Here is a 19,001-nt window from a genome sequence, read left to right on the forward strand (position 1 = left end):
CCTCCCGGCTGTTACTGGCCTTGTCGTAACAAAGTGCCCTCTTTTTCCTGCTAAAACATCCTGTTCAACCGCTTCACGCGCTATATTAGCGGCAGTGTAAACCGCTTTCCTCTGTTTCAGGAGCCCCCATGAGTGACCCGCAGCTGACGCCACCCGTGCGTAAGCGCCCGATGAAGCTCAGTACTTCCGTCAGCCTGATGGTCAGCGCCGTGATTGCCACGGTATTACTGATAGTGCATCTGTTCTACTTTTTCCAGATCAGCCACGTCACCCAGGAAAGCGTCAAAGATAAGGCACTGGCGGTGGCGCGCACGCTGGCCGATTCACCGGAGATCCAGCGCGCCCTGCAGCAGCCCCCCACCCAGGGGATTATTCAGCCGATTGCCAGCGCCGTGCAGGAAAGCAATGACCTCCTGTTTGTGGTCATCACCAATATGAACGGCATCCGTTATTCTCATCCCGATGCCAGTCTGATCAACCAGCACTTTATCGGGGATGATCTGCAGCCTGCACTGCGGGGCCAGGAAAATATGGCCGTCAATCACGGCAAACTGGCCGAAGCGCTAAGGTTATTTACGCCGGTATATAACAGCCAGCAGCGGCAGGTCGGCGTAGTGGCAATCGGTATCTCATTAAGTGAAGTGGCCAAACAGATTAACCAGAGCCGCTGGAATATTTTCTGGTCTGCGCTGTTTGGGATTCTGGTGGGCGCGATTGGGACGTTCCTGCTGGTTAACGCTGCCAAGCGCATCCTTTTCGGGCTTGAACCCTATGAAATTTCCACCCTGTTTGAACAGCGTCAGGCTATGTTGCAATCGATGAAAGAGGGGGTGATCGCCGTGGACGATCATACTCAGGTTACGCTGATTAACCGGGCGGCACGTCAGCTGCTGCGTGACGCAGGGATTCAGCAGGCGGTAAACAGTGACATCGGCGAGACGGTCGCCGCCTCCGGTCCGCTGATCGCTAACCTCCGTAACGTCCTGAGCAATGGCCAGCCAAGGCGGGATGAAGAGATTAACCTGAGAGGCCGCATCCTGCTGTGTAATACCATGCCCGTTCGCAGTAACGGGGTCATTATCGGTGCTATCTGCACGTTCAGGGACAAGACTGAGGTCAGCCAACTGATGCAGCGTCTAGACGGTATGGTCAGCTATGTCGATGCCCTGCGCGAGCGCTCCCACGAATTTATGAACAAACTGCATGTGATCCTTGGCCTGCTGCATATGAAAAGTTACGGAAAAGTTGAAGATTATATTCTGAAAACAGCTAATAATTATCAGACTGAAATCGGATCGCTGATGGGAAAAATTAAGTCACCGGTTATTGCCGGCTTCCTGTTAAGCAAGATTAACCGTGCTTCCGACACCGGCAATCATCTGTTGATCAGCGATGACTGCATGCTGCCGGACAGTGGCAGTGAAACGCAGGTAGCGGTGCTTATCACGGTGCTGGGCAATCTGATTGAAAATGCGCTGGATGCTCTCGGGCCCAGCGCTGAAGGCGAAATCAGTGTGCTACTGCACTATCAGAACGGCTTCCTCGCCTGTGAGGTCAGTGATGACGGTCCCGGTATTGCAGCCGACCAGCTGGAGGCGATTTTTGAGAAGGGTTTCTCTTCGAAAGGCGATGAGCGCGGCGTCGGGCTGTTTCTGGTAAAACAACAAACCGAGAGCCTTGGCGGGAAAATTATTGTAGAGTCCGAGCCTGGCGTTTATACGCAATTTTTTGTACAACTGCCCTGGGATGGAGAGAATAAAAACGCATGATCAATGTTTTAGTCGTCGATGATGATGCGATGGTCGCAGAACTGAACCGTTGCTATGTCGCTCAACTGCCGGGGTTCACCTGCTGCGGCGTGGCGTCAACCCTGCAACAGGCAAAAGAGTGGGTGCTGCACAGTGAAATACCGATCGACCTGATTCTGCTGGATGTCTATATGCAACAGGACAACGGACTGGATCTGTTGCCGGAACTTCGCGAGTCCGGACGCCATGTCGATGTGATCGTGATCTCTTCTGCCGCCGACGCGGCAACGATCAAACAGTCCCTGCACTATGGCGTGGTGGATTATCTGATCAAACCCTTCCAGTTCTCCCGCTTCGAAGAGGCGCTGACCGGATGGAAACAGAAAAAGACCCTGATGGACAATCACCCGTTCTACGAGCAGGCGGATGTTGACCAACTGCTGCACGGCAATCCTCCGGCCGTTGAAGATACCAAACGCCTGCCGAAGGGGCTGACCCCGCAGACGCTGCGCACCCTGTGTCTGTGGATCGATGCGCATCCGAATGATGAATTTTCAACGGACGATTTGGCCGTTGCCGTCAATATTTCCCGCGTTTCCTGCCGTAAATACCTTATCTGGCTGGCGCACAGCAATATTCTGTTTACCAGCATTCACTACGGTGCCACCGGCCGCCCGGTCTATCGCTATCGCCTGCAGCCGGAACATACGGCGTTGCTTAAGCAGTATTGTCAGTAAGACAATAGCTATCGTCTAACAGCGTGAAGCGGTAAGCGCGCTGTGAGGAACAGATCACCTGATGATCCCGGGTGACAAAAATGGCCTCGATGTCGGGCGTATCGCGCAGGACACTGAGGCTTTTTTCTACCCCCATGCCATACAGCAGCGTGGTCCAGATATCCCCGTCAATCGAATCCGCAGAGATGATGGTCACACTCAGCAGTTCGTTATCCAGCGGGGTCCCCGTGCGTGGGTCAAGGATATGATGGTAACAGCGTCCGTCGTGTTCAAAGTAACGTTCATAGATACCGGAGGTCACCACGGACTGATGAGTGACGTCGATCACCCCAATCAGAGTATCAGGTTGAGCAAACGGCTTTTTCAGACCAATACCCCAGCCCTGCGCACCCGGATGCCCCAGCGTCTGGACGTTACCGCCCAGGTTGATCAGGGCACAATCGACGTGCTGCTGATGCAGATAGTCCCGCACCACATCTGCAATATAGCCTTTGGCGATTGCCCCCAGATCTATCTCCATACCGGCCTGCTGCAGAAAAACTGAGTGTGCGGCATCATCCAGTACCACCTGATGCGGGTCGGTCAGCGCCAGTAACGTCTTCAGTTCGCTTTCAGGCGGCACCGTATGCCCCTGAAAGCCAATTTTCCAGCGTTTGACCAGCGGACCGATAGCAAAGTTAAAACTGCTGTCAGGCAGCCTGCTGACCTCACTGGCCCGCCTGATCAGCTGATAGACTGGCGGGCTGACGACCACAGGATGCCGCCCTGCCGCATGGTTAATCGCCATCACTTCAGACTGAGCACGGTTAACCGTCAATAAATTTTCCTGGTGCTTAATAAGACGAAACACCCGACCGGCGAGTGCTTCATTGTGTTCAAACAGTTTGAGCAGGATGGGTGACCCCATCAGGACGGCGGAATAGGCGTACACGCCTGTTTCTGAGGACAATGTCATGCAGGGGTTCCTCAATGCGGGACGACAAGAAAACCGGTCGCCCGGGGTGGAAGAGGCCGACTGGCCGGGTCTGTGCCGGGCTGACGTTTTTCCGGTCAGCCCGTTCATACCTCGTGACCGTTAGCGCCGGGCGTAAGCCGCAGCGTTACGGCCGGCCAGGGTACCGAAGATGATGATATCGGCTACGGCATTTCCACCGATGCGGTTAGCACCGTGAATACCGCCGGCCACTTCCCCTGCCGCCCAGGCCCCGGGGATCACCTTTTTCTGCGCATCCAGCACCGATGTATCGGTGTTGATGGTCACGCCGCCCATGGTGTGGTGAACGCCCGGGGCGATGCGGATGGCGTAGTACGGTCCTTTATTCAGCGGATGGCGCAGGGCAGTGGTACGGCCAAAATCTTCATCCTTCTGCTGCGCCACAAAGCCGTTGTAGCGGCCCAGCGTGGTTTGCAGTGTTTCCTGATCCATATTCAGTTTCACCGCCAGCTCGTGCGGTGTGGGTGCGCTGATCACGAAGCCTTTGGCGATATACTCATCGGCCGCTTTGTTATTGCTGCGAACCTGATCGTCGAAGATAATCCAGGCGCTCTTCTCTGGCAGGGCAATAATCTCAGCAGACACTTTGTCGCGGGTTTCCATTTCGTTGTAGAAACGGTGACCAGCCTGGCTGACCAGGATGGCACCGCCGCCGCGAATCGATTCGGAAATCAGGTATGAGGTGGTCTGCTCCACGGTCGGATGGATCTGAATTTCACCCATATCAACGGTATCCGCGCCGATGTTCTGCAGCATGGCAATCCCGCTGCCGGTGGCACCTTTATGGTTGGTGGTCACAAAGCCGTCCAGCTCAGGACGGTATTTCACCACCATTTCGCGGTTGGCGCTGAAGCCCCCGGTGGCGACGATCACGCTTTTCGCATTGAGGATACGGGTGTCATTATACTCATCCACCACTCTCACACCGCTGACCGCCCCATTCTCCATCAGAATTTCAGCGACAGAGGTTTCCAGCAGCACTTCAATATTGCGCTGGTTAATGTTCTTCACCAGTCCGCTGATCAGGAAGCCGCCGACGGCTGAACGGTCTGCAGGACGGTGCGTACGGTCAATGCTCATGCCGCCGGTGATGGTGATATCGTTGAGTTCGATACCGTTGCCCGCCAGCCACTCAATGGCTTCCGGGGCCAGGTTAACGAATTCACGCAGCAGTTCCGGGTTGTTTTTAAACTTGCCGCCTTTCAGCGTCTCGTCATAGAACAGCTCTTTGCTGTCTTCAATGCCTTTCAGTTTCTGGAAGCGGGTTTCTGCGGCATTCATACCGACGGAAGCCTTAATGGTGTTCCCGCCGATGGTCGGCATCTTCTCGATAATCACCACATGCGCCCCGGCATCACTCGCCTCGATCGCCGCGGCCAGACCGCCACCGCCGCTGCCGACCACAACCACATCGTAATTCTGCGGAGCCTGCGGATTACCGCCCTCTTCGATCACGTGCTCCTTGCTGGAGGTAGTCATCGCACGGGAAACGGCTTTTTTCAGCGCCTCACTCTGGGTGGTCGCACCGGTTACCGCGTCCACATGGGGACTGTTGGCCACCAGCATACGGGTACGCAGGCTTTCAAAGGTGGTGGTAAAGTCAACGTCAAGGCTGTCGTCAGGGATCAGCGAGATGTCGGTAATACGGTCGGTATCCAGCGTGACGTTGATTTTCAGCTTCAGCGCTTCGGCTTCCACTTTCTCCTGATACACACCTGCTTTATATTTGCGGCCGCTGGTGCTGACATCGCGGATCATGGCGTCAACCAGCGAGAAACGCCACAGCGGTTCAGGAATATTCAGCGCTTCACGCTGGGTGCTGTCGATAAACAGCTCCAGATGATCGTTTTTAATGATGCGGTCTGCCCAGTCCGGGTAGGCGATACAGGCTTTACCGATCGCCACCAGATCATAACCGGACTCCAGCGCCATCTCGGCATCGGCTTTATTCACCACCCCACCCACGCCAATCACCGGCACTCTGGCCAGGGTTGCTGAACGCGCGGCGAGGTATTTGGTGATCAGCGGGGTCGGATCTTCACGATCGACAATGGAGGAACGCAGCAGCTGCCCCACCGAGAAGTGAACGTAATCCAGTCCGCGTGCGGCCAGTTTTTCCAGCAGGTACAGCGTATCGTCAAAGCGGATGCCCGGGACTTCAATCTCTTCCGGGGAGAAGCGGTAGCCGATGATAAAGGACGAATCGGCGAAACGTTCCACCATCTTATGGGTGATCTCCAGCACTTCCAGCGGGAAGCGGGCACGATTATCGCGGCTGCCGCCCCATTTATCGTCGCGCTGGTTAGAGTTCGGAGAGTAGAACTGCTGGATCAGATAGGTGTTAGCGCCGTGGATCTCCACGCCATCAAAACCGGCTTTAATCGCCCGGTTTACGGCGTCACCAAACTTGGTGATCATCACTTCCACTTCTTCGGCTGTCAGCGCCTGTGGCGTGGTCGCCCCTTCTCGCGGAGCGGCAATGGCACTCGGTGCGACCGGGGTGCGCCCCCCAATCAGTTCCGGCTCGACCATACGGCCACCGTGGTAGATTTGCAGGATGGCCTTAGAGCCTTCGGTCTTGATAGCGTGAGCAATTTTGGCGAGACCCGGGATTTTGTTATCGCTGTCGATAGCGATAGCTCCGGGGAAGGCCGGGCCTTTCGGATCGATGAAGCAGCACTCAACGATCACCGTACCAATGCTGCCCGCACGATCGCGGTAATATTCAACCAGTTCACTGGTGACGGTACCATCATAAAAACCGGTACAGGTGGTCATCGGTGCCATCAGCAGACGGTTTTTCAACACTGCGCCGTTAGGCAAAGTCAGCGGATTGAGAATAGGGGTTAACGTATTCATAAGGTGGACTCCAAATTAAAAGTTCTGAATTCTGTTGCGGACAGCTATTTATTATTTATATGAATGGTCCGATGTCATGGCGTTAATATAGCAATTTCTTTAGCTATATAAGCGATAACTTTAATTATTTAACTTTTGAATAAACAATTGCTTTTTATTACCTTAAAATGATATAAATACTTTCATTAATTGTTAACTAACAAGAACAAAAAATCAACTTATGGTTTACAATAAAATAAAAAACATTAAATTCAGTCACTTGCAAGTCAAAACACCTCTTTTACTGGAAATAAAAATGCCCTTATCAGGCATAATGAGCGGTTAAAGTGAACTTCGCTTATACTAATTCAAACGCATTTGTTAAAAATAAAAGGGTCCTTTAATTTTTCTTGATCTAGATCAAAGTCTATATTTAAGGAAGTCGCATTATATTTATATCAAGCCGATAAATAATGACGTCCCCTGGCAGGGACAGGCGAAAAAAGATTCAGGTATCACGGTAAAAAAGCGCAATAAACAGAAAAGAAAGTAAAAAAAAACCGCTATAACGCACCGGGATACTTAACGCATTCTTATTAACTTGCAGACAAAAACTATGAAACAGACATCGATAGTAAGTGAACCCGCAAAGGCCCCTCCTGCCCCCGCGGCGCAAAAAAAACGCCTGCTTATGTTGTTCCTGCCGGTTCTGGTGGCGGTACTGCTGCTGCTGGTGCCAGTTCCGCAAGGCCTGGAACCTCACGCGTGGCACTTCTTCGCCATCTTCGTTGGGGTCATTGTCGGTTTGATCTTTGAACCACTGCCGGGGGCAGTTATCGGCCTCACCGGCGTGGTGGTGATCGCGCTGTTCAGTCAGTGGCTGCTGTTCAGCCCGGCTGAACTGGCCGATCCGAAATTCAAAACGGCAGCTCAGGCCTTTAAATGGGCGGTGAGCGGGTTTGGTAACTCTACCGTCTGGCTGATCTTCGGGGCCTTTATGTTCGCTGCGGGCTACGACAAAACGCAGTTTGGCCGTCGTCTGGCGCTGATTCTGGTGAAATACCTGGGTCGCCGCAGCCTGACCCTGGGTTACGCTATTACCTTCGCGGACCTGCTGCTGGCCCCTTTCACTCCGTCCAATACCGCGCGCAGCGGAGGCACTATCTACCCGATTATTGCCAACCTGCCGCCGCTGTACGGTTCAAAACCTAATGACCCCAGTGCCCGTAAGATTGGTTCTTACCTGATGTGGGTGGCCATCACCGCAGCCTGTATCACCAGCTCCATGTTCCTTTCCGCGCTGGCCCCAAACCTGCTGGCCCTGGCTCTGGTGAAAAGCGTTGTGGGCTTCGATATCTCCTGGGGTATGTGGTTCCTCGCCTTCCTGCCGCTGGGTCTGATATTGCTGCTGACCATGCCGCTGCTGGCCTACTGGCTCTATCCACCGGAAGTGAAATTCAACGATGAAGTGCCGCGCTGGGCCATCAGTGAACTGGAAAAACTGGGTAAGCTGTCCCGTAATGAAATCCTGCTGCTGGTGTTCGTGGTCTCGGCCCTGCTGATGTGGATCTTCGCTACCGCATGGATTGAACCGGCCATGGCTGCCCTGCTGGTGGTGGTGCTGATGCTGTGGACCGGCGTCCTCAACTGGAACGACATTACCAGCAACAAACCGGCCTGGAACACCTTTGCCTGGTTTGCCACTCTGGTAGCGCTGGCAGACGGCCTGGCTCGCGTCGGCTTTATTGCCTGGCTGGGTAAAGAAGGGGGAATGCTGCTGCAGGGCTATGATCCACAGGTTTCAGCCGTCGTGCTGATGATTGCCTTCTTCCTGCTGCACTACCTGTTCGCCAGTACCACAGCACATACCACCGCGCTACTGCCGGCCATGCTGACCATCGCGGCATCAATTCCGGGCATTAATATGCCGGTATTCTGCCTGATGATGTGTACCTCACTGGGTGTGATGGGCATTATCACCCCTTACGGTACCGGCCCAAGCCCGATTTACTACGGTAGCGGCTACCTGCCCACCAAAGACTACTGGCGTCTGGGCACCATCTTCGGTGCTATCTTCCTCTGCGCACTGATGCTGATTGGCTATCCGTGGATGGTGATGATGTTCTGATGCGGACTTAACGGTTAATTTCGCACTCAGGCATGCAGATGTTGCAACAATGTTATACCATTCCTGACCTGCCGATCCGAGCCCGGGCCGGCAGGACAAAAAAATAAAACAGATATCGCCATTAATGTTGCCGGGCCTCCGCGTCAGAGAAGGATGGCAGCACATCATTAAGTGAGAGCACAATGTCGAAAAAACCTTTCCATTATCAGACCCCGTTCCCTCTTGCCAAAGAGGATACCGAATACTACCTGCTGACCCGCGACCACGTTTCCGTGACCGAATTCGAAGGACAGGAAATCCTCAAGGTCGAGCCACAGGCGCTGACGCTGCTGGCACAGCAGGCCTTCCATGACGCCTCATTTATGCTGCGCCCTGCCCACCAGCGTCAGGTGGCAGCGATCCTTGCCGATCCCGAGGCCAGTGAAAATGATAAGTATGTCGCCCTGCAGTTCCTGAGGAACTCTGAAATCGCCGCCAAAGGCATTCTGCCGACCTGCCAGGACACCGGCACCGCGATAATCATGGGTAAAAAAGGCCAGCGTGTCTGGACCGGCGGCGGCGATGAAGCCGCCCTGGCCCAGGGCGTGTACAACACCTATACAGAAGATAACCTGCGCTATTCGCAAAATGCCCCGCTGGATATGTACAAAGAGGTCAATACCGGCACCAACCTGCCCGCGCAGATCGACCTCTACAGCGTTGACGGCGATGAGTATAAATTCCTGTGCATGGCAAAAGGCGGCGGTTCAGCCAACAAAACTTACCTGTATCAGGAAACCAAAGCGCTGCTCACCCCGGGTAAACTGAAAGATTACCTGACTGAAAAAATGCGCAGCCTCGGCACGGCCGCCTGTCCACCGTACCATATTGCCTTTGTCATCGGCGGCACCTCGGCTGACAGCACGCTGAAAACCGTCAAGCTGGCCTCCACGCACTATTATGACGAGCTGCCGACCGAGGGTAATGAACACGGTCAGGCGTTCCGCGACGTTCAGCTGGAACAGGAACTGCTGCTGGCTGCACAGCAGCTGGGCCTCGGAGCGCAGTTCGGCGGCAAATACTTTGCCCATGATATCCGCGTGATCCGCCTGCCGCGTCACGGCGCATCCTGTCCGCTGGCGATGGCCGTCTCCTGCTCCGCTGACCGTAATATCAAAGCGAAGATCAACCGCGACGGGATCTGGATTGAGAAACTGGAAGAGAATCCGGGCCAGTACATTCCGGTTGAACTGCGCCAGCAGGGTGAAGGCGATGTGGTGCAGGTTGACCTGAATCGTCCCATGAAGGCAATCCTTGCCCAACTGTCGGCATACCCGGTGTCGACCCGCCTGTCGCTGAGTGGCACCATTATCGTTGGCCGCGATATTGCCCATGCCAAACTGAAAGAGCGCATTGACAGCGGTGACGGCCTGCCGCAGTACATCAAGGATCACCCGGTCTACTACGCCGGCCCGGCCAAAACGCCTGAAGGGTATGCGTCCGGCTCTCTCGGCCCGACAACCGCCGGACGTATGGACTCTTACGTTGACCAGTTGCAGGCCAACGGCGGCAGCATGATCATGCTGGCAAAAGGCAACCGCAGCCAGCAGGTTACAGATGCCTGCCACAAGCACGGCGGTTTCTACCTCGGCAGCATTGGCGGCCCGGCTGCCGTGCTGGCGCAGCAGAGCATCAAGAGTCTGGAGTGCATTGAGTACCCTGAACTGGGGATGGAAGCCATCTGGAAGATCGAAGTGGAGAACTTCCCGGCCTTTATTCTGGTCGATGATAAAGGCAACGACTTCTTCCAGCAGATCCAGCAAAACCAATGCGATAAGTGCGTAAAATAATCGCGTAACCCGGTATTCCCCTCCCGCTGCGGAGGGGATGCCATTGTCACGAAAACGTCATAAACCCCCCTTCCTTTTACAGATCAACCTGTTAGTCGCTACTCTCTTCGTTTTCCCCTTTCCTGCCGATTAAAGTCACTGCCGATTGGGTCGATACCACTGGCGTATGTGACCTTATTGATTTTTTTAACCGGGAAATCCTGACGCTATGAAACTGAATCACCTCTCCATCGGACAGCGACTGAGCCTGCTGGCGGCTATCTTACTGCTGGCCACCCTGTTTACCGGCCTGCGTGGTCTGATGATCAACGCTGATGGACTGAGACAGAATCAACATATTTTGGCCACGGAAGCGACCATCGCAGAGAGTATCGATACCGCACGCAACGCGCAGGTACAGTTTAAAATCCAGGTTCAGGAGTGGAAAAATACCCTGCTGCGTGGCACTCAGGGTCAGGAAAAATTCGATCAGTATCGCACGGCCTTTATCGCCCGCAGTCAGAACACCCAGCGCCTGCTCACTCAACTGAGCAGCATGCTGCCACAAATCGGCCTGAGTAATGCGGAGGTGCTGAAAACACGGACACTGCATGCCGCACTGGAAGCGCACTATCTTTCCGCTCTGCAGCAGTATGACCTGCGGGACAGCGGCAGCGCCCACCGTGTCGACCGTCTGGTGACGGGCATCGATCGTGAACCCACCCGGATGATTGATGAAGTGGTCAGCACCACGCTGAAGCAGGCAATGCTGCTGCGTCAGCAGAGTGAAGCGCGCAACCTGCACCAGTACCAGCAAACCCGCCTGATGCTGCTGCTGGCAATGGGCCTGACGCTGCTGGCCGGGACGCTGATCACCTGGTGGTTGATCCGCAGTATTACCCGCCCGCTGGCTCAGGCGGTTTCTGTCGCCCGCGCCGTGGCATCCGGCGATTTGCAGACGACTATTGTAGTCAGCGGTCGTGATGAAACGGCCGGGCTGATGCATGCCCTGCACGACATGAACGGCAATCTGACGCGCATTGTCTCCGGCGTTCGTGCCGGAACGGAGACCATTGCCTCGGCCTCCGCTGAGATCGCCACCGGCAGCCGCGAGCTGTCCACCCGCAATGAAGCCCAGGCCAGCGCGATTGTGCAGACAGCAGCCTCGATGGAAGAACTGACTTCGGTGGTAAAAAATAACGCAGAAAATTCGCGCATCGCCAGCGATATCTCCATTGAAGCCTGCGCCGTCGCCAGCCAGGGCGGTGAAGTGGTTGAACAGGTGGTTCAGACCATGAGTGAGATCCACCAGTTCTCTACCGAAATCAGCAATATTATCGGGGTCATCGACAGCATCGCCTTCCAGACCAATATCCTGGCGCTCAACGCGGCGGTCGAAGCTGCACGCGCCGGCAGCGAGGGACGGGGTTTTGCTGTGGTGGCGGCCGAAGTCCGGGCGCTGGCACACCGTTCTGCCACGGCGGCAAAAGAGATCGGCACGCTGATCGATCGCTCTGTGACGCGCATCAATGCGGGAAATTCGCTGGTGAAGGTAGCAGGCAGCGCCATGGAAGAGATCGTCAGCAGCGTGCAGCGCGTCAGCCAGCTGGTGGAAACCATCTCGATGGCCAGCGGCGAGCAGAGCAGCGGGATTGACCAGGTGAATGTCGCGGTGGTGCAGATGGATGCTGCCACCCAGCAGAACGCCACGCTGTCTCAGGCGTCGGCAGCAGCGGCTCAGGCCATGCAGCGGCAGGCAGAACAGCTGCTGGAGATGGTGCGGGTCTTTAAGCTTCGCGAAGTGTAACCACCAACAGAAGCCTGCCCGCTGGCGTCAGTACACCGTCGGGCAGGTCAGCGGCTCAGGCCTGAGCAGGTTCCGGCACGACGCTTTTTTTGCAGCAGAGAACAATCATGATCACCAGCGGCACCCAGCCGAGCAGCACCGACAGCACCATCTGTCCGTAGATAAAGGTTTCCGGCGTGGCGAAACCGCGCAGGATCGCCGTCAGCAGCTTAAACAGGCCGGAGGTAATGAAGATGGCACCGAACCACCAGCCCGACCGGTTGATATCGTGCATGCGGCGAATACCGACGGCGATAAACGGCAGCAGAAACAGCAGGGAGAACAGCGACTGCGCCATTGAGCCATAAAACATCGCGGCACGCGAACCGGCCAGCGCCAGCAGAGACATCACCAGCACGCCCAGTAGCAGCGACACCAGGATATTAATGCCAAGAAATACCCAGAATTCCTTTCTGCCCGCCCGCCCCTGAAAGTTGACATACCCTTTCCAGCCGCGCAGGTAACACTGCCATACCGTCATGCCTGTTCCCCTGAACTCTTTAATTTTACCGGCATCATAGCGGGATAACGCCTGTCGCGTCATCCTGCAGCAGACGATTAACGACGGCAAAGCCATTGAAGCGTGATCTGCTTTCGGCTTACTATTCGCGGGCTCATCAACGCTCCATTACCTACCGGAAAGGATTATGCGTAAATCAAGGATTGCCCTCACCGTCCTGGCGTCACTGACCGTCAGCGCTCAGGCGTTCGCGTCTTCGGATATTCAGAGCTGCCAGTGGGGCAGCAGCGACTGTTTTATCGTCAGCCCGCCGGTGCTGGACGTGACCAATGACACCCGTGACAATCTGTTGCGCCTGGTGAGTGAAAAGATGCCGCCCTCTCTGCTGGCACAGCCGGTGCCACAGGACATGACGCGTAGCCGTTCGTTCTATTTTGGCTACCATGACGAGGCGACGACTGCCCCCACCAGTCCGGCGGTCATGGACAATCCCCTCTCTGCGACGCTGCTAACGCAGATTGCCGCGCTGGGTCTTAACGACAACATTCTTAAGGTCACGCCGATGGCGCCAGGCGAAGAGGAAAATCGTTTTGTCTCTTACACGCTGAGCACCGTTTCCCAGTTTTTCGCTGCGCTGCTGGCCGATACCACGCTGGACGCAGAACAGCGTAAGGCGCTGGCCACTGCCCGCATGTCACTGTCCGACAGTGCCGAATACCGCCAGCAGACAGCAGCGCTGCCCGGTCCTGAAGGTTCTGCGGCTCAGGCCTTCCGCGACTACCTGCTGGCCGCCAGCTTCTTCTATCAGGGTGACTATCCGGCCGCCGGACAGGCATTCACCTCACTGGAAAAATCCACACAGCCCTGGGTTGCGGAAACGGCCAGCTATATGCTGATGCGCACGGCGTTGAATCAGAGTAGTCAGAACGCCAACGGTGAATATGGCGAGTTCGACGTTAAAAAAATCGACAAACAGGTCGCAGCCACTGCGATGACTGCGGCCCGTGCCTATCTGACAGCCTGGCCAAAAGGCCAGTATGTGGCCTCGGCAGAGGGGATGATGCGCCGTATTAACTGGTATCTGGAAGACTGGGACTCGCTGGCAAAACAATATGAGCACTCCCTGACGCAGGCCACCCGCACGGATGACGTTATCGCGCTGATCGCCGAAAACGATCTGAAGCTGCAAAGCAAAGATCAAAGCGGTGATGCGATATTCACCAGCGCCACCGGCGCTCCGCTGCTGACCTTTACTCAGACGCTGCGTCTGATGCGCAGTCAAGACTGCCCGTCACGCCAGCCCTGCGTCGACGCGGCTTATCTTGAGAGCATTAAGCCGATTTTCGACCAGGCCGGCCGGCTGCCGCTGTGGCACTATCTGACCCGGATGCAGGCATTCCGTCAGGGCGACTACCCGGCCGTGATCGCCGCAATTAAACCGGCAGACACCCTGCCCGCGCACGATATCCTGACATTCAGCGAACAGGTCCTGTACGGCGATGCACTGATGGCCCGCCAGCAGTGGCCGGCTGCCCGTGACCACTGGTCACATCTGTTAACCCTGAGTCAGGATGCAGAACAGCAGCAGTTTCTGCAGGCACGGCTGGCCGCCGCGCTGGTTTCTGGCGATGAAACAGCAAAAATCTTCGCCGCGGACAGTCAGGTAACAAACCTGCGTTACCGTTCGCTGGTGCTGAAGACCCGGGCTACCCCCGCTCTGCTGCGTCAGCAGGCCAGCACGGGGCCCAATGATGAAGAACGCACCATCGCCCTGCACACCCTGCTGGTGCGGGATCTTACCGAAGCGCGCTACAACGACTGGCTGCAGGACCGGACGCTGGCCGGGCATATCACCACGCCGTTGGTGACCGCAGCCTTTGACGATGTGCAGCTCAGCGCCTTCGACTGGAGCGGGGAAAAGACTGAAAAAGGCTATGCCTGCCCGTCGCTGCAGACGGTCGTTACTCAGTTGGCCAGTCAGCGTGACAACAGCCATGCGCTGAACTGTCTGAGCGAGTTCTTCCGTACCACCGGTGTTGCGGTCAGTCTCGCGGCCGACAGCGGCGGTAACGGCACGCTGGATACGACGGTGACGGAAGGCAAACGGCCCGGACGACCGGACCGTCAGCACTACTACCAGCAGGTGATTGGCAACAGCAAAGCGGAGCCGGAAGATAAAAGCTACGCGCTGTACCGCGCCGTGATGTGCTACGCCCCGTCGGGCTACAGCGACTGCGGCGGTGCAGAAGTCGATAAGTCCCAGCGTCAGCGCTGGTTTACGCAGCTGAAAAAACAGTATCCGGGAAGCACGTGGGCCACAAAGCTCAAGTATTACTGGTAAGCCTGGCGCTGGCACTGCTGTCCGCTCTGCCGGTCAGGGCCACGCAGCAGGTTATCGTCAGCGACGCTCAGGCATTCTGGCTGTGGTCCGGCGTCCGGCCGGGCCCTGAGCTGCGCACTGCGCGCACTGTCTATCTGCATCAGGGCGAGGTGATCTCCCGGCAGGGTCAGGCAGTGTTTATCCGTATGGGTCTGCCGGTCAGCCGTTTAACCTTTCCACAGATATGGATCACCGTGCGTATGGAAACGCTGGCGGTGCCGGACGCCATGCTGGAGCGCACGGTTCAGCTGGCGCGGCGCTGGCAGCAGGCCGGTAATCACGTGGCCGGGGTGCAGATTGACTTTGATGCAGCCACCCACCGTCTGGATCAGTACAGCCTGTTTCTGCAGCGGCTGAGAAAAGTCCTGCCGCCAGAGTTCTCTCTGGGGGTGACCGGGCTGCTCGACTGGGCAAAAACCGGCAACGTCGCCACGCTGAATGCACTGCCGGTGGATGAGCTGGTGATCCAGAGCTATCAGGGACGTCAGACGGTCAGCCGTTATGCGGACTATCTTCCGGCGCTGGATGGCCTGCGCATCCCCTTTCGCCTGGGACTGGTACAGCACGGCCAATGGAATCAGCAGGATGAGCAGCGCCTGCTGGCCTCGCCGTGGTATCGCGGCAGCGTGATCTTTTTACTCAATTCCGACAAATGACTTTTTATGCAAATTAATCAGATAATCAGTCATTTTTTATTGTTCTCACGGCCTCCTTCCCGCATACTCTGATACTACTGTTTTTTCACTTATTCAAGGCAAAGGGCTGTAATGAGTCAGAAATATCGCGTGTTTATCGACGGTCAGGCGGGCACCACCGGCTTGCAGATCCAGCAGCGGTTAGCCCGTCATCCCCGGATTGAAATGCTGCACATTGATGAGGCGCAGCGCAAAGAGGCTGGCGCCCGTCAGGCGCTGATGAAACAGGCTGATGTCAGTATTCTTTGCCTGCCCGATGCGGCTGCGCGTGACGCTGTCGCGCTGGCCGATGCTGTAGGTGCGCGCGTACTGGATGCCAGCTCCGCCCACCGCGTTGACGCAGGCTGGGTTTATGGCCTGCCGGAACTGGCTGCCGGCCAGCGTGAAAAAATCCGTGCGGCCAGCCATGTTTCCAATCCGGGTTGCTATGCTACCGGGGCCATTGCCCTGCTGGCCCCGCTCACGCAGTGCGGTCTGCTTAAGGCCGATCAGCCGCTGGCGATCAATGCCGTGTCCGGCTACAGCGGCGGCGGTAAAGCGATGATCGAAAAATACCAGCAGACTGGTACCGGCTTCGCCGCCTACGGTCTGGGGTTTGATCATAAACACCTGAAAGAGATTCAGGCCTGGGGAGGGCTGACCAGCAGACCTATCTTCCAGCCAGCGGTGGGTGATTATGCCCAGGGGATGCTGGTCTTTATCCCGGTGAATAACAGCGACGGCGCGGCTTTCCAGCAGGCGCTGGCCAGCTTCTATGCCGGTCAGCCATTTATTCAGGTGCACGCGCTGAATCACCTGGATGAGGAGACATCGCCGTATCTGCTGCCGGAAGCGCTGAACAATACCAATAATATGGAACTGTTCGTCTTCAGCCATGCGCAGCAGTGTCAGAGTATTCTGGTCGCCAGGCTGGATAATCTGGGTAAAGGTGCGTCCGGCGCGGCGGTACAGAACCTGAACCTGATGCTCGGTCTGCCAGAAGATCTCTGCGTTAACCTGTAAGGTCACTCAACGGGGGCGCATGCCGCCCCCGTCGCTTCCCCGGATCCCTGTTACCAGAACCCTCCATCGCGCTAAAATCCTTACCTGACTCACATTTTATCCCTCCGCTTCCTGATCATTTCGTCAAAATCGACTAAAGTTTTAATCTGCTCAACTACTTACAGATCAAGCACGGTCTGGACATGGAGAATGGCCAATGAGAAGAGTCGAACAACGTCAATGGAACACCCGCCTGTTTACGCCCTTATTACTGACTGCAGCGCTGGCGGCCAGTTTCTCGCTGCAGGCAGAAGAGAGCCAGCGGATGCTGAGTAGCAATCCCCAGCCGCCTGATGTGCGCCTGGGGCCGTTGTTCCACGCGGTACAGGCAGCGAAGTTGTATCCCGACCAGAAAACGTTTGCCGACGCCGTGCCTAAGCAGGATCCAACCGCTATTCTCAGCGACTGGCAGATGCAGAAACAGCAGCGCAACTTCAATCTGAAGCGCTTTGTTGAAACCAACTTCACCCTGCCCGCGGCTGGCGAAAAATATGTTCCTCCGTCCGGGCAGAGCCTGCGGGCACACATTAACGGCCTGTGGCCGGTGCTGACACGGTCGGCCAGCCAGGCGAATCAGTGGGACTCGCTGCTGCCGCTGCCAAAACCCTATGTGGTGCCGGGCGGCCGCTTCCGCGAAGTCTATTACTGGGACAGTTATTTCACCATGCTGGGGCTGGCGGAGAGCGGGCACTGGGATCGCGTGCAGGATATGGTCGACAACTTCGCCTCGGAGCTGGATAAATACGGCCATATCCCTAACGGCAACCGTAGCTATTACCTCAGCCGTTCTCAGCCGCCGTTCTTCAGTATGATGGTCGATCTGCTGGCGAAGCACGACGGCGAAGCCGTTTACAGCAAGTATCTGCCTCAGTTGGAGAAAGAGTACAACTACTGGATGGCCGATGCAGACAGTCCGTCGTTAGCTCCCGGTTCAGCCAGTAAGCGGATTGTTAAGCTGAAGGATGGCACCCTGCTCAACCGCTACTGGGATGCGCGCGACGTACCGCGTACCGAATCTTATATGGATGATATCGCTACCGCGGGGAAAGCGCCGGATCGCGACAAAGCCGGGCTGTACCGTGACCTGCGTTCCGGGGCCGCCTCGGGCTGGGATTTCAGCTCGCGCTGGTTCGACAAGCCGGGCGATCTGGCCACGATTCACACCACGCGCATCGTACCGGTTGACCTCAATGCCCTGATGTTCCATCTGGAAAAAACTCTGGCTCACGCTTATCAGGTGGCGAAAAATGAGGACGCCAGCAAACGGCTGACCGGGCGCGCCGAGCAGCGTCAGGAGGCGATTAACCGCTATCTGTGGGATGAAAAACAGGGCTGGTACGCCGACTATGACTGGCAGAAAGCCCAGGTCCGTCCGCAGCTGACGGCCGCTGCGCTGTTCCCGCTCTATCTCCAGGCAGCCACTGACGATCATGCCAACCGCACCGCTACGGCAGTGAAGGCACAGCTGCTGAAGGAAGGAGGACTGGTGACGACCACGGTGAACAACGGACAGCAGTGGGATGCACCTAACGGCTGGGCTCCCCTGCAGTGGGCCGCTGTCGAAGGGCTGAACCACTACGGCAAACAGGATCTGGCAAAAGAGATTGGCATGCGCTTCCTGCAAAACGTGCAGGCCACCTATGATAAAGAGCATAAGCTGGTGGAGAAATATGTGGTCGAAGGGAAAGGATTGGGCGGCGGTGGCGGCGGTGAATATCCGCTGCAGGATGGCTTTGGCTGGACCAACGGCGTCACACTGAAACTGATGGATCTCTACTGTCCGAAGGACACGACCTGTAATAACGTCGGCGATATCAGCGCCGCCAGACCGGCGAAATAACACCGGTTATACGCAACAAAAAAGGGAGGCCGCAGCCTCCCTTTTTAAACAGGCGGCTTTAGCTCCGCACTTTACGGTAGATCCACAGCACCACAATGGCACCGACCACCGCGACAACGAAGCTGCCGAAGTTAAACCCGTCTACCCTGCCGAAGCCGAACAAGGTGCTAATCCAGCCACCGACAACGGCACCCACCACCCCAAGCACGACGGTGATAATGAAGCCGCCGCCATCTTTACCCGGCATGATCCACTTGGCGATAATACCGGCGATAAGACCAAAGATGATCCATGAAAGAATACCCATTTCTGACTCCTTAATATCTTCTGATTTAACGCTTCACCTAATAAAACGCACTAAGTATAGGCGAGGTTTCTAAGTCTGTGATTTAAATCTAAACTTTCTTAACAACTTTCGTAAGATAATTGTAAAGGGCGCGATACCGGTGCCGATAACCGTTACAGGGCCGCTAACGCGCATGATGT

Annotated in this window: 13 protein-coding genes; 9 read left to right on the forward strand and 4 right to left on the reverse strand. The window is 56.1% G+C overall.

What is annotated here, in order from left to right:
- Positions 1-128 precede the first annotated feature (128 nt).
- On the forward strand, positions 129-1,769 hold the full coding sequence (locus EPE01S_RS05525; RefSeq protein ID WP_062743595.1) for a sensor histidine kinase: 1,641 nt from the start codon (positions 129-131) through the stop codon (positions 1,767-1,769).
- Complete coding sequence (gene dcuR / locus EPE01S_RS05530) at positions 1,766-2,485, forward strand: two-component system response regulator DcuR (protein ID WP_062743596.1); 720 nt, start codon at positions 1,766-1,768, stop codon at positions 2,483-2,485. Before EPE01S_RS05525 ends, dcuR begins: the two co-directional genes overlap by 4 nt.
- Here the strand turns inward: dcuR and EPE01S_RS05535 are convergent.
- Both EPE01S_RS05535 and EPE01S_RS05540 read right to left on the reverse strand, forming a co-directional pair.
- Positions 2,466-3,434 carry an FAD:protein FMN transferase gene (locus EPE01S_RS05535; protein ID WP_062743660.1) on the reverse strand — a complete coding sequence of 323 codons (969 nt, stop codon included), beginning with the start codon at positions 3,432-3,434 and terminating at the stop codon, positions 2,466-2,468. The genes dcuR and EPE01S_RS05535 overlap by 20 nt on opposite strands.
- Before the next feature lie 126 nt (positions 3,435-3,560).
- Positions 3,561-6,338, reverse strand: a complete 2,778-nt coding sequence (locus tag EPE01S_RS05540; protein ID WP_062743597.1) for a flavocytochrome c — start codon at positions 6,336-6,338, stop codon at positions 3,561-3,563.
- A gap of 595 nt (positions 6,339-6,933) precedes the next feature.
- On the opposite strand from EPE01S_RS05540, the gene EPE01S_RS05545 reads away from it, so the two are divergent.
- The 3 genes from EPE01S_RS05545 (at position 6,934) to EPE01S_RS05555 (ending at position 12,060) form a co-directional block, all read left to right on the forward strand.
- Positions 6,934-8,445, forward strand: coding sequence for a DASS family sodium-coupled anion symporter (locus EPE01S_RS05545; protein WP_062743598.1), 1,512 nt, complete (start codon positions 6,934-6,936; stop codon positions 8,443-8,445).
- Between the two features lie 182 nt (positions 8,446-8,627).
- The gene (gene fumA / locus EPE01S_RS05550) at positions 8,628-10,274 is read left to right on the forward strand and encodes a class I fumarate hydratase FumA (protein ID WP_062743599.1); all 1,647 of its coding nucleotides are present in this window, start codon (positions 8,628-8,630) and stop codon (positions 10,272-10,274) included.
- Positions 10,275-10,482: 208 nt separating this feature from the next.
- A complete protein-coding gene (locus tag EPE01S_RS05555; RefSeq protein WP_062743600.1) occupies positions 10,483-12,060 on the forward strand; it encodes a methyl-accepting chemotaxis protein in 1,578 nt (525 codons plus the stop codon).
- 55 nt (positions 12,061-12,115) lie between these two features.
- On the opposite strand, the gene EPE01S_RS05560 is transcribed toward EPE01S_RS05555, so the two are convergent.
- Positions 12,116-12,580 carry a DUF805 domain-containing protein gene (locus tag EPE01S_RS05560; protein WP_062743601.1) on the reverse strand — a complete coding sequence of 155 codons (465 nt, stop codon included), beginning with the start codon at positions 12,578-12,580 and terminating at the stop codon, positions 12,116-12,118.
- Positions 12,581-12,746: 166 nt separating this feature from the next.
- On the opposite strand from EPE01S_RS05560, the gene EPE01S_RS05565 reads away from it, so the two are divergent.
- The 4 genes from EPE01S_RS05565 (at position 12,747) to treA (ending at position 18,515) form a co-directional block, all read left to right on the forward strand.
- Positions 12,747-14,900: a PA5441 family protein gene (locus tag EPE01S_RS05565; protein WP_084344161.1), complete on the forward strand. Its 2,154-nt coding sequence runs from the start codon at positions 12,747-12,749 to the stop codon at positions 14,898-14,900.
- The gene (locus tag EPE01S_RS05570; RefSeq protein WP_062743603.1) at positions 14,870-15,595 is read left to right on the forward strand and encodes a DUF3142 domain-containing protein; all 726 of its coding nucleotides are present in this window, start codon (positions 14,870-14,872) and stop codon (positions 15,593-15,595) included. The genes EPE01S_RS05565 and EPE01S_RS05570 overlap by 31 nt, the downstream gene beginning before the upstream one ends.
- A gap of 111 nt (positions 15,596-15,706) precedes the next feature.
- The gene (gene argC, locus EPE01S_RS05575) at positions 15,707-16,636 is read left to right on the forward strand and encodes an N-acetyl-gamma-glutamyl-phosphate reductase (RefSeq protein WP_062743604.1); all 930 of its coding nucleotides are present in this window, start codon (positions 15,707-15,709) and stop codon (positions 16,634-16,636) included.
- A gap of 196 nt (positions 16,637-16,832) precedes the next feature.
- Positions 16,833-18,515, forward strand: coding sequence for an alpha,alpha-trehalase TreA (gene treA / locus EPE01S_RS05580; RefSeq protein ID WP_062743605.1), 1,683 nt, complete (start codon positions 16,833-16,835; stop codon positions 18,513-18,515).
- Between the two features lie 58 nt (positions 18,516-18,573).
- On the opposite strand, the gene EPE01S_RS05585 is transcribed toward treA, so the two are convergent.
- The gene (locus EPE01S_RS05585) at positions 18,574-18,822 is read right to left on the reverse strand and encodes a GlsB/YeaQ/YmgE family stress response membrane protein (RefSeq protein WP_049851133.1); all 249 of its coding nucleotides are present in this window, start codon (positions 18,820-18,822) and stop codon (positions 18,574-18,576) included.
- Positions 18,823-19,001 lie beyond the last annotated feature (179 nt).

Source organism: Erwinia persicina NBRC 102418, from assembly GCF_001571305.1.
GTDB lineage: Bacteria > Pseudomonadota > Gammaproteobacteria > Enterobacterales > Enterobacteriaceae > Erwinia > Erwinia persicina.